Origin of the sequence: Mycolicibacterium arabiense (assembly GCF_010731815.2) — a bacterium.
In the GTDB taxonomy this organism is placed as follows: Bacteria; Actinomycetota; Actinomycetes; order Mycobacteriales; family Mycobacteriaceae; genus Mycobacterium; species Mycobacterium arabiense.
The window spans coordinates 4,371,663-4,383,544 of the sequence record NZ_AP022593.1 but is presented as its reverse complement, the minus strand read 5'-3'; the positions used below and the strand labels follow the sequence as shown (position 1 = coordinate 4,383,544).

9 protein-coding genes and 1 tRNA gene are annotated in these 11,882 nt (G+C 68.4%); 5 read left to right on the top strand and 5 right to left on the bottom strand.

Annotated features, from left to right (window positions below; genetic code table 11):
- Nucleotides 1-50: 50 nt before the first annotated feature.
- Genes G6N61_RS22725 through G6N61_RS22715 form a run of 3 tightly spaced genes read left to right on the top strand, consistent with a single transcriptional unit; the run spans nucleotide 51 to nucleotide 2,119 of the window.
- Nucleotides 51-794: a hypothetical protein gene (locus G6N61_RS22725; RefSeq protein ID WP_163921366.1), complete on the top strand. Its 744-nt coding sequence runs from the start codon at nucleotides 51-53 to the stop codon at nucleotides 792-794.
- A gap of 30 nt (nucleotides 795-824) precedes the next feature.
- Entirely contained in the window at nucleotides 825-1,202 is a 378-nt protein-coding gene (locus tag G6N61_RS22720) for a carboxymuconolactone decarboxylase family protein (protein WP_163921364.1), read from the top strand.
- Nucleotides 1,203-1,225: 23 nt separating this feature from the next.
- Entirely contained in the window at nucleotides 1,226-2,119 is an 894-nt protein-coding gene (locus G6N61_RS22715) for an alpha/beta fold hydrolase (RefSeq protein ID WP_163921361.1), read from the top strand.
- A gap of 18 nt (nucleotides 2,120-2,137) precedes the next feature.
- Here the strand turns inward: G6N61_RS22715 and G6N61_RS22710 are convergent.
- Nucleotides 2,138-2,210, bottom strand: a tRNA-Thr gene (locus tag G6N61_RS22710).
- Nucleotides 2,211-2,318: 108 nt separating this feature from the next.
- Nucleotides 2,319-3,539: a DNA polymerase III subunit delta' gene (locus G6N61_RS22705; RefSeq protein WP_163921359.1), complete on the bottom strand. Its 1,221-nt coding sequence runs from the start codon at nucleotides 3,537-3,539 to the stop codon at nucleotides 2,319-2,321.
- A gap of 83 nt (nucleotides 3,540-3,622) precedes the next feature.
- Between G6N61_RS22705 and G6N61_RS22700 the strand changes: the two genes are divergently transcribed.
- A complete protein-coding gene (locus G6N61_RS22700; protein WP_163921357.1) occupies nucleotides 3,623-5,224 on the top strand; it encodes an adenylate/guanylate cyclase domain-containing protein in 1,602 nt (533 codons plus the stop codon).
- Here the strand turns inward: G6N61_RS22700 and topA are convergent.
- From topA to G6N61_RS22685, 3 genes are all read right to left on the bottom strand, one after another.
- Nucleotides 5,221-8,040, bottom strand: a complete 2,820-nt coding sequence (gene topA / locus G6N61_RS22695; RefSeq protein ID WP_163921354.1) for a type I DNA topoisomerase — start codon at nucleotides 8,038-8,040, stop codon at nucleotides 5,221-5,223. The two genes, G6N61_RS22700 and topA, sit on opposite strands and share 4 nt — an antisense overlap.
- 134 nt (nucleotides 8,041-8,174) lie before the next feature.
- Nucleotides 8,175-8,765 carry a hypothetical protein gene (locus G6N61_RS22690; protein WP_163925031.1) on the bottom strand — a complete coding sequence of 197 codons (591 nt, stop codon included), beginning with the start codon at nucleotides 8,763-8,765 and terminating at the stop codon, nucleotides 8,175-8,177.
- 192 nt (nucleotides 8,766-8,957) lie between these two features.
- Nucleotides 8,958-9,161, bottom strand: a complete 204-nt coding sequence (locus G6N61_RS22685) for a cold-shock protein (protein ID WP_163921351.1) — start codon at nucleotides 9,159-9,161, stop codon at nucleotides 8,958-8,960.
- A 236-nt stretch (nucleotides 9,162-9,397) separates the two neighbouring features.
- Here G6N61_RS22685 and G6N61_RS22680 point away from each other — a divergent pair, with 236 nt between their 5' ends.
- Nucleotides 9,398-11,737 carry a DNA 3'-5' helicase SftH gene (locus tag G6N61_RS22680; protein ID WP_163921348.1) on the top strand — a complete coding sequence of 780 codons (2,340 nt, stop codon included), beginning with the start codon at nucleotides 9,398-9,400 and terminating at the stop codon, nucleotides 11,735-11,737.
- The last annotated feature ends 145 nt before the right edge of the window (nucleotides 11,738-11,882 follow it).

Sequence of the window (11,882 nt, the reverse complement as noted above, 5' to 3'; positions counted from 1 at the left end):
TGTCCGGTTGCACGCCAAGCTCGCCCTCGACGAAAACAACACAAGGCCCGGTGGACGATTCGGCGTGGGACGGCGTAGTGGCGGAGCTACGGGTCACGTGGGGCGGCGAGCCAGGCGTGAATCTCGTTGAAGGCCCGGCAGTGCCCCTGCGCGCCTACGTCGAGTCAACGCTGCTAGCGGGATTCACTGGTTCAATCGAGGACGTTTACGCCGGGTTTCAAGGGGCCGTTCTACCGAATGAACCGAGCAGTCCATCGATAAGCGCATGGGACCGATGGCCAAACCTGAACACTCGCCAGCAAGCGCCCTTACTCGGCAGCTACAAGTCACACATCCTGCGGGTCGCGGAGAATGGTGAGGATACGACCGCTCTCGTCTGTGGCTACGACTACGCCGTTGCCGAACGCACTCCTGAGGGCGATGCCATTTCCGTGTCTCAGAGCGCGGCCGACCGCGGCTTGGCGTTCCCCGGCATAGGTGTCATACGGGTCAACATGAAGGCACCGACTGATCGGGGTGCCGCCGCGTCGACTCCGCAGGAAGGTCCGAGGCCGGCGCCCGCCTCCAATGTCTTCGGAGAATGGAAGATCACCGGGTTCTTGAACTCGTTCGCAGTTGCCCTGCCGGGGTTCGCCGACGAGTGGCCTACCTACGACGCCGACATGGCGGAATGCGTACAGAAGGCTCCCGACGATGAAGCCCGCCGGACGTTCCTCATCACCGGGCGCCATCCGCGCTCCGACTTTCCCACACAACCAGCGAGCCCCGGCTGGCCGGCAGAGATCGACTCGTAGCACCCAATAGCCCTGTGCCAAGCTCAACCCATGACCAACCCACGCGCCGAAGGACTTCGGGTCTTCCGCGAGCTGCTGCCCGGTGTCATCCCCAACGACGACGCCGACGTCGACTTCCGCGAGGGCTTCGCACCGGAGTTGATGGACCTCGGGGTCGAGGGCATCTTCGGCAAGCTCTGGACCCGCGACGGCATCAGCCGTCGCGACCGCAGCCTCGTCACACTCGGCATCCTCATCGCCCTGCGCGCCACCGACGAACTGCACGCGCACTTCCAGATCGCCCGCAACAACGGTCTTTCCGACGAAGAGCTGGCCGAGGTCGTCTACCACGCCAGCGGCTACGCCGGCTTCCCCGCCGCGAACACCGCCAAGAACGTCGCAGAGAAGGCACTCGCGGAAGACGTTTAGGCGCTGGAGCGTTGGAAAGACACATGAGCGTGGAGTCCGCGTCCGCACCCATCGTCAACCGCCGGATTATCGTCGACGGCGTCGACGTCTTCTACCGCGAGGCGGGGCCGCCCAACGCACCGGTAGTCCTGCTCCCCCACGGCTATCCGGCCTCGTCGTTCGTCTATCGCAATCTCATGGCGGGGCTCGGCGACCGGTGGCGGCTCATCGCACCCGACCTGCCCGGGTTCGGCTACAGCGCAACGCCTTCGGCCGACGACTTCGACTACACCTTCGCGGCGTACGCGCACTTCCTCCGGCGGTTCGTCGACACACTGAACCTCAGCCGCTACGTCATCTGGCTGCACGACTACGGCTCGCAGTTCGGGTTCCCGCTCGCCCTGAGCGCACCCGAGCGGGTGGCCGGGCTGATCATCCAGAACGGCGACATCTACGAAGACGCCTTCGGACCCAAGTACGACTTCCTCAAGAAGTCCTGGAACGACCCCGGCCCCGAGGCACGCCGACGCATCGCCGACCACGTCACCCTCGAAGGTTTCGTCAGCGAGTTCCAGGGCGAACTGCCCGACGACGTCGCGGCCCGCATCAGCCCCGACCTCGCCCAACTGCACTGGTCGCTGATGAACACCCCGCAGCGGATCGCCAACCTCATCCGCCTGCTCGAGGACCAGCCCAACACCCTCGCGTGGTTCCCCGACGAACAGGCGTACCTGCGGGAGCACCAGCCGAAGACGCTGATCGTCTGGGGGCCGCACGACGGCTACATGCCCGAGCAGTCCGCGATGGCCTACCGCCGGGACCTGCCCGACGCGCCCATCCACCTGCTCGGCGGCGGACACTGGCTGTTGGAGACCCATCTCGGCGAGGTGCTGCCACTCGTCGCGGACTTCCTCGACGGGGTGTACCCGTCGACGTGACGGCGAGATCTTTGGGTGAGCCGCCTGGGGGAATCGAACCCCCGACCTTCTCATTACGAGTGAGACGCTCTACCGACTGAGCTAAGGCGGCGTGCCCGCGTTCAAGCACTTGCGCGAACGCAAGAGCCGGAGCAGCGGGCGCAGCAGAGTCTACGGCAGGCCCCGCCGCCGACCCAATTCCAGGCCCCGCCCACAGCAGTCAGCCGCGCAGCGCCTGCCCCACGGTCGCGACCATCGCATCGACCGCGAACTTGGGCTTGACGTTGATCGCCAGCGCCTCGCGACACTCCAGCACCGCCTCGATGCAGCGCAGCAACCGGTCGGGCGGCACGTGCGACGCCATCGCGGCCACCTTGTCGGCCATGTCGGGGTGATTCGGCTGCACGGCCCCTGCCCCGGAGGACACGACGAGCGCGTCGCGGAAGTAGGTCGCCAAGTCGATCAGCGCACGATCGAGTGCATCTCGCGACGCGCGTGTCTGCCGGGACTTCTGCCGCTTCTCCAGGTCGTTGAGCGCGCCGACGGACCCGCGCATCGCTCCCCCGGCGCCCTTGCCCGTGCCGCCCGCTCCCAGCGCGGTCCGCAGCTCCTCGGTCTCGACCTCGTTGCGGTCGACGGTCAGGGCCTTGGCCTCTGCCTCGGCGGTCGCCACCAGTTCCTCCGCGGCGGCGTACGCCCGCGAGGGTGTGGCCGCGTCCCTGGCCAGCCCCAGCGCCCGCTCACGGCGCTGCCGTGCCTCGCCGTCAGTGGCCAGCCTGCGCGCACGGCCCACGTGCCCACCGCTGACCGACGCCGCCCACCGCGCATCCGCCTCGGGCAACCCGTCGGTGTCCTGCAGCACCTGGGCGATCGCATCGAGCCGCGGAGTCACCAGCGCAACGTGCCTGCACCTCGACCGCAGCGTGATCGCGATGTCCTCGGGATCCACCGACGGCGCGCACAGCAGGAACACCGTGGACGGCGGCGGCTCCTCGACGACCTTCAGCAGCGCGTTCGCCGCGCCCTCGGTCAGTCGGTCGGCATCCTCGACGACCACGATCTGCCAACGACCCGTGGCGGGCCTGCGCGACGCGATCTGCACGATCGCGCGCATCTCCTTGACGCTGATCGAGAGCCCCTCGGGGATGATCCGCCGCACGTCGCCGTGGGTCCCGGCCATCGTCGTCGTGCACGCCCGGCACTCGCCGCACCCCGGGACGCCCTCGGAGGTGCACTGCAGGGCCGCGGCGAAGCACAGGGCCGCGATCGACCGTCCCGACCCCGGCGGGCCCGTGATCAGCCACGCGTGGGTCATCCGGCCGCCGACCGCATCGGCCGCCGACCCGCTGTGAGTGGAATCACCACGGGCGGCGACGGCCGCGCTCACCAGTTCCGCCTCGACGACGTCCTGGCCCACCAGACGCGAGAAAACACCGCTCATCGGGTCCAACCCTAGTGCCGACTACGACACGTACCTGAGCGACAGCGGCGGTATCGGTCAGCCCGGAACGTTACGGTTGTCGGGTGACGACGGCGGCGACACCGATTGGGCGAATCAACGCATTCGTCCGGTGGGTCGCGCGTACGCCCTGGCCGGTGTTCACCCTGGGGATGCTGCAGGCCGACATCATCGGCGCATTGCTGGTGCTGGGCTTCCTGCGCTTCGGCCTGCCGCCGGACGACCGCATCCAGTTGCAGGACCTGCCCACGTTCAACCTCGCGATCTTCCTCGGCTACCTGTTCGTCTCGTTCACCGTGGGCGCCTACCTGACGCTGCGGATGCTGCTGCCGGTGATCCGCTGGCAACGCCGCGACACCCTGCTCGCCAGCACCGACCCCACGATCACCGAGATCGCCCGCGTACGCGCCCTGCGGATGCCGTACTACCGCTCGGTGATCAGCGTCTCCAACTGGTTCCTCGGCTCGATCGTCTTCATCGTCGCGAGCTGGCCGGTGGCCAGCCAATCCGCCCCGGTCGTGGCCGTGGCCTCTCTGCTGGGCGCCACCGCCACCGCGATCATCGGTTACCTGCAGGCCGAACGCGTGCTCCGGCCCGTCGCCGTCGCGGCGCTGCGCGGGGGCGCGCCCATGAACTTCCGCGCGCCCGGCGTCATCCTGCGGCAGGTGCTCACCTGGGTGCTCTCCACCGCGGTGCCGATCCTCGCCATCGTGCTGGCCCTGGTCGCCAGCAGGTTCGAGATCCTCACCGCTCCCGCCGAGCGGCTGAACACGCCGATCCTGCTGCTGGCCATCTCGGCTCTGGTGATCGGCCTGACCGGCACCGTCCTGGTCGCGATGTCGATCGCCGACCCCCTGCGCCAACTGCGCTGGGCACTGAGCGAGGTGCAGCGCGGCAACTACAACGCGCACATGCAGATCTACGACGCCAGCGAGCTGGGCCTCCTGCAGGCAGGCTTCAACGACATGGTCCGCGATCTGGCCGAGCGGCAACGCCTGCGCGACCTGTTCGGGCGTTACGTCGGCGAGGACGTCGCCCGGCGCGCCTTGGAGCGTGGCACGGAACTCGGCGGCCAGGAACGCGACGTCGCCGTGCTGTTCGTCGACCTCGTCGGTTCCACGCATTTGGCGTCGACGATCCCGGCGGCCGAGGTCGTCAGCCTGCTCAACGAGTTCTTCCGCGTCGTCGTCGACTCCGTCAACCGGCACGGCGGGTTCGTCAACAAGTTCCAGGGCGATGCGGCGCTGGCCATCTTTGGCGCGCCGATCGAGCACCCGGACGCCTGCGGCGCGGCGCTGGCGGCGTCGCGCGAACTGCACGACGACCTCATCGAGGTGCTGGGCCAGACCGAGTTCGGCATCGGTGTGTCCTCCGGCCGTGCCATCGCCGGCCACATCGGCGCCCAGGCACGCTTCGAGTACACGGTCATCGGCGACCCGGTCAACGAGGCCGCCCGCCTGACCGAACTGGCCAAACTGGAGGAAGGCCACGTACTCGCGTCGGCGATCGCCGTCAGCGGCGCACTCGACCAAGAGGCGCTGTGCTGGGACGTCGGCGAGATCGTCGAACTGCGCGGTCGGGTGGCGCCCACGCAGCTCGCGCGCCCGGTGCGACTGGTGTCACCGGATCAGGCACGCACTCGCGTGCCGTCCGACGCCCAGAACTAAGCCTTCTTGACGGCCTTCTTGGCCGGGGCCTTCTTCGCAGGCGTCTTCTTCGCAGCCTTCTTGGCCGGTGCCTTCTTCGCGGCGGCCTTCTTCTTCACCGGCCCGCGGGCACGACGATCGGCCAGCAGCTCCGAGGCCCGGGCATCGGTGATGGACATGACGTCGTCGCCCTTGCGCAGGCTCGCATTGGTCTCGCCGTCGGTGACGTACGGACCGAACCGGCCGTCCTTGATCACCATCGGCTGCTCGGACACCGGGTCCTTGCCCAGCTCGCGCAGCGGCGGCGTCGCCGCCCCCTGCCTGCCGCGCCGCTTGGGCTCTGCGTAGATCTTGAGCGCCTCGTCGAGCGTGATGGTGAACATCTGCTCTTCGTTCACCAGCGAGCGAGAATCAGTGCCGCGCTTCAGGTATGGGCCGTACCGGCCGTTCTGCGCGGTGATCTCCTCGTTGGTCGCCGGGTCGATGCCGACGACGCGCGGCAGGGACAGCAGCTTGAGCGCGTCCTCCAGCGTGACGGTCTCGATGTCCATCGAGCGCAGCAGCGATCCGGTGCGCGGCTTGGGGCCGACGGGCTTCTTGCCCTTCTTCGCCGGTGCGCCGTCGTCTGGCTCCTCCGGCGGAGGCGGCAGGATCTCGGTGACGTACGGCCCGAATCTGCCGTCCTTGGCGACGATTTCGTGCCCGGACTCCGGATCGACGCCGAGCGAACGGCCCTCCTGCGGCGTCGAGAACAGCTTCTCGGCCAGCTCGAGGGTCAACTCGTCGGGAGTGAGTTCGTCCTTGAGGTTGGCGCGCTGCGGTGTCGGTTCGCCGTCCTCGCCGAGGATCATGCGCTCGAGGTACGGTCCGTTGCGGCCCACGCGAACGTTGACCGCGCGGCCTTCGTCGTCGTCGAAGAGCTTGATGGAGTTGACTTCTCGGGCGTCGATGTCCTCGAGGTTGCCGCCGACGAGCTTCTTAAGACCACCCGAACGGGCGATCGAGCCGTCGGCACCGTGCTCGCCACCGAAGTAGAAGTTGTTGAGCCAGTTGGTCCGCTGCTCGGTGCCCGACGCGATCTGGTCGAGTTCGTCCTCCATCGCGGCGGTGAAGTCGTAGTCGACGAGACGGCCGAAGTGCTGTTCCAGCAGCCCGATGACGGCGAACGCCACCCAGGACGGCACCAGCGCGCTGCCCTTCTTGTGCACGTACCCGCGGTCCTGGATCGTCTTGATGATCGAGGAGTACGTCGACGGGCGACCAATGCCGAGTTCTTCCAGCGCCTTGATCAGCGAGGCCTCGGTGTAGCGGGCGGGCGGGCTCGTGGTGTGGCCGTCGGCGGTCAGGTCGGCGGCGTCGACGCGCTGGCCCTGGGTGAGGTTGGGCAGCCTGCTCTCGGCGTCGTCGGCCTCGCCGCCCGCCTGCTCGTCGACGGTCTCGACGTACGCCTTGAGGAAGCCGGGGAACGTGATGGTGCGGCCGCTGGCGTTGAAGACGACCTGCTCGCCGGAGGTGGCTGTGCCAGAGATCCGCAGCGACAGCGTCGTGCCGCGCGCGTCGGCCATCTGCGATGCCACGGTGCGCTGCCAGATCAGCTCGTAGAGCCGGAATTCGTCGGTATCGAGCTGCGCGTGCAGCTGGCCTGGCGTCTGGAACACGTCGCCGGCCGGTCGGATGGCCTCGTGGGCCTCCTGCGCGTTCTTCACCTTGCGGGTGTACTGGCGCGCCGTCGGGTGGACGTACTCCTCGCCATAGAGCTGGCGGGCCTGGTTGCGGGCGGCGTTGATGGCCGACTCGGACAGCGTCGTCGAGTCGGTGCGCATGTAGGTGATGTAGCCGTTCTCGTACAGCCGCTGCGCGATGCTCATCGTGCGCTCGGAGGAGAAGCGCAGCTTGCGGCCGGCCTCCTGCTGCAGCGTCGACGTCATGAACGGCGGGTACGGCCGGCGGGTGTATGGCTTCTGCTCGACCGAGGACACCTCGAGCTGCGCGCCGCGCAGGCCCGTGGCGAGATTCGTGGCCGCGGCCTGGTCGAGCACCAGCACTTCGTTGGGCTTCTTGACCCCGCCGAGGGAGTCGAAGTCCCGGCCGCTGGCGACGCGGCGGCCGTCGACGGTGTTGAGCTTCGCCGTGAACTTCGGCGGCGAGGCCTCGGGATCGGAGACGCTCGCGTCGAGTTCGGCGGTGACGTCCCAGTAGCCGGCGCTGCGGAACGCCATGCGTTCCCGCTCGCGCGACACGATGATGCGCGTCGCCACCGACTGCACGCGGCCGGCCGACAGCTTAGGGGCCACCTTCTTCCACAGCACGGGGCTGACCTCGTAGCCGTAGAGGCGGTCGAGGATGCGTCGGGTCTCCTGGGCGTCGACCAGGTCGATGTCCAGGTCGCGGGGGTTCTCGGCGGCTGCGCGGATCGCCGGCTCGGTGATCTCGTGGAAGACCATCCGCTTGACCGGGACGCGCGGCTTCAACGTCTCCAGCAGGTGCCAGGCGATGGCCTCACCCTCGCGGTCACCGTCCGTCGCGAGGTACAGCTCGTCGACGTCCTTGAGCAGCGCCTTGAGTTCGGTGACGGTGCTCTTCTTCTCCGGGCTGACGATGTAGAGGGGTTCGAAGTCGGCGTCGACGTTGACGCCGAGGCGCGCCCACGGTTCCGACTTGTACTTCACGGGGACGTCGGCGGCTGCTCGAGGTAGGTCGCGGATGTGTCCACGCGACGATTCGACGACGTAGTTGGAGCCGAGGTAGCCCGCGATTTTGCGCGCCTTGGTCGGCGACTCGACTATGACGAGTCGCCTAACCCTTCCGTTGCCGCTGCCACCATCCTGGTCAGCCAACCTCGTACACGCTCCACTCTTGAGTCGCGATGGGTGTCCGGATCAGGTAGTAGATACCCGCCCTGGGCCATCGGCAACTGACAATTTCGCACTACGCGGCAGCGTACGCAAACCGGCTCGCCTCGAGACGGACGTCAAGTACGTGGCCACATGGAGAACGCCTCGGTGTCCCGCGGAGGTTCCCCCACGTTCTCTACCAGGCGCAATAGCCTCCGGCGACCACTGATGCGCAGTGCCGGGCGGGACCCCCTGGTGCCGATCAGGGTCGGAGCGATGCCGATCCGCATCATGGCCGACGCGAGTGCGGAATGCGTATCGGGTGCATGCGGGTCGAGGCCCAGCAGGTAGCGGTCCGCTTCCGGGTATCCGGCCGCCAGCGTCCACGCGCGCAGCTCTCGCGGGCCGGGCAGCCACTGCGGCGGCACCGTCTTCACCGCGCCGCGCGTCCACGCGGCCGCGATCGGCGTCAGACGCTCGTCGACGTCCGTGCGCACCAGCGGGCTGTCCTCGTCCGTGCGGGCGATCTCGGCGGTGAGACCCGCCTCGTTGATCATGTCGGCGAGCGCCTCGGCCCGCCACAGCCGATCCACCACCACCGACAGTCGCGCTGCCCGCTGCCCACTTTCGCTCACCAGTACCGCCTGGCCAGGGGCGGCGAGGATCCCGGTCAGATCGGCGACCGCGGGCGGCACCGACTCAGCCGAGAAGAAGGACAGCTGGCTCATCAGCGTCGGTTCCTCGCGCAGGCGCACGTCACAATCCCGACCCTAGGCCAGGGATCGCCCGGTTACGCCGCACGGGGCCGGGCATCAGAGGGTCAATCAGCCGGCACCGGCCGCGACCAACGCGACGGGAGATAGGGAAACCCCCGCAGTCCCGGACGAGAGCTGCGGGGGTTCTCTGTCAGCCGGCGTCGCTCAGACGGTGCGAACGCTGAGTGCCTGAGGGCCCTTGGGGCTGTCCTCGATCTCGAACTCGACCTTCTGGTTCTCTTCGAGGGTGCGGAATCCGTTGGACTGGATCTGCTTGTAGTGAACGAAGACGTCGCCGCCACCGTCCTCCTGTTCAATGAATCCGTAACCCTTCTCCGGGTTGAACCACTTGACAGTTCCCTGTGGCATCTGGTGCTTCTTTCGTTCTACTACAGCGGGTGCGGTCCACCGTGCTTCGGTGCTGACACACGAACACAGAAGCTGCGACCGCCATAAGTCAATCACGTCGAACGCCCACGCGACAGGTTCCTGATCAGTAGGTGGGGAACAATTGTCCAGGGGCGCCGTGAAGGGCCCGAGCGGACCGCGATGGAACCGTTCGCGAACCGCACGGGGATCACCCCAATAGCGTGAGGAGGCAACCCGTGTCGGGTCTGGCGCCGGACTTCGGTCGAGAGCTTCTCGACTGCGCGGTCGCGGGTGGCGAAGCCGACGAACACCCGCTGCGCCACGTCGCCGATCTCGCCGCGCGCAGTGCCCGCAGGCGGCCGTGGCCGCACTGGGCGCCACGCGACGTCGTGGACGCGTTCATCGCGCGCGGCATCACCGAACCGTGGACCCATCAGGTGACCGCCGCCGACCTGGCGCACTCCGGGCGGCACGTCGTGCTGAGTACCGGCACGGCGTCGGGTAAGTCACTGGCCTACCAGCTTCCGATCCTCACCGCCCTCGCGGACGACCCGCGTGCCCGCGCGCTCTACCTGTCCCCAACCAAGGCGCTCGGCCACGATCAGCTGCGTGCAGCGCAGTCGCTGACCGACGCCGTCGAGAGACTGTCGAGCGTGGCGCCGTGCCCGTACGACGGCGACAGCACCACCGACGCCCGGCAGTTCGCCAGGGAACGGTCGCGGTGGTTGTTCTCGAACCCGGACATGATCCACTTCTCGATGCTGCGCAACCACGCCCGCTGGGCGGTGTTCCTGCGCAACCTGCGGTTCATCGTCGTCGACGAATGTCATTACTACCGTGGCATCTTCGGCTCCAACGTCGCGATGGTGCTGCGCAGGCTGATCAGGCTGTGCGCCAGGTACTCCGCCGACGGGTCCGAGCCGACGGTCATCTTCGCCAGCGCCACCACCGCCCAACCCGCGGAGACGGCGTCGGAACTGCTGGGCCACACCGTCGCCGAGGTCACCGAGGACGGCTCCCCGCACGGCGGACGAACGGTCGCACTGTGGGAACCCGCGTTGCGGACGGACCTGGTCGGCGAGAACGGGGCGCCGGTCCGGCGCACCGCAGGCGCGGAAGCCGCCCGCGTGATGGCCGACCTCATGGTCGAGGGCGCGCGCACGCTGACGTTCGTCAGGTCGCGCCGCGGCGCCGAACTCACGGCGCTCGGCGCGCGCGCCCGACTCGAGTCGGTGGCACCCGATCTGACCGATCAGGTGGCGTCGTACCGGGCGGGCTACCTGTCCGAGGAGCGCCGCGCGCTGGAGGCCGCGCTCGCCGACGGCACCCTGCGCGGGCTGGCCACCACCAACGCACTCGAGCTGGGCGTCGACATCGCGGGCCTGGATGCGGTGGTCCTGGCCGGCTTCCCGGGCACCGTGGCGTCGTTCTGGCAGCAGGCCGGGCGGGCGGGCCGGCGTGGTCAGAGCGCACTGATCGTGATGATTGCCCGCGACGATCCGCTCGACACCTACCTGGTTCACCATCCGGCGGCGTTGTTGGACAAGCCGATCGAACGCGTCGTGATCGATCCTGCCAACCCGTACGTACTCGGCCCGCAGCTCCTGTGCGCCGCGACCGAACTCCCCCTCACCGAGGCCGAGGTCCGGACGTGGAACGCCGAGGAGGTCGCGGCGGCACTGGTCGACGACGGGCTGTTGCGCAAGCGTCCCAGTGGTTACTTCCCGAGCCCCGGCGTCGATCCCCATGCCGCAGTGGACATCCGCGGCTCCTCCGGCGGACAGATCGCGATCCTGGAGGCCGACACCGGCCGGATGCTCGGCACGACCGGTGCCGGGCAGGCGCCGTCTACGGTGCACCCGGGCGCGGTGTATCTGCACCGCGGGGAGACCTACCTGGTGGACTCGCTGGACTTCGAGGACGGCATCGCGTTCGTCCACCCGGAGGATCCCGGATACAACACGTCCGCACGGGAAGTCACCGACATCATCGTCACGGGCCCCGGCGAACGCAGCAGCCACGGCGACGTCACCATCGGGCTGGTTCCCGTGTCGGTGTCGCACACCGTGACGAGCTACCTGCGGCGCAGACTCAACGGCGAGGTGATCGACTGCGTCGAACTCGACATGCCCACGCACACCCTCGACACGATGGCCGTCATGTGCACGATCACGCCGGAAGCGCTGCAGCGCAACGGGATCGACCCGTTGCGGTTTCCCGGGTCGCTGCACGCCGCCGAGCATGCGTCGATCGGCCTGCTACCGCTGGTCGCCAGTTGCGACCGCGGCGACATCGGCGGCGTGTCGACGGCGGTGGGGCCGGAGGACGGGCTCCCGACGATCTTCGTCTACGACGGGTATCCGGGTGGGGCGGGTTTCGCGGACCGCGGATTCCGTCAGATCGTCACGTGGTGGTCGGCGACGGCCGACGCGATCGAGGCCTGCGAGTGCCCGAACGGATGTCCGTCGTGCGTGCAGTCGCCCAAGTGCGGCAATGGCAATGATCCACTGGACAAGGCGGGTGCGGTGACGGTGCTGCGACTGGTGCTGAGCGAACTCGACCGACGGCGTACGTGAACCCGGCCGTGGCGACGACCCACCCCTCGATGGTCGTCGGCCACGGATGCCGGCGCGCCCGCGTGGGACTTCGGCGACAACGGACACTACAACGTGATCCGTCGTCTGCCACGGCCAGCAGGGCGTAGTCGGAAAGTACCCTCAA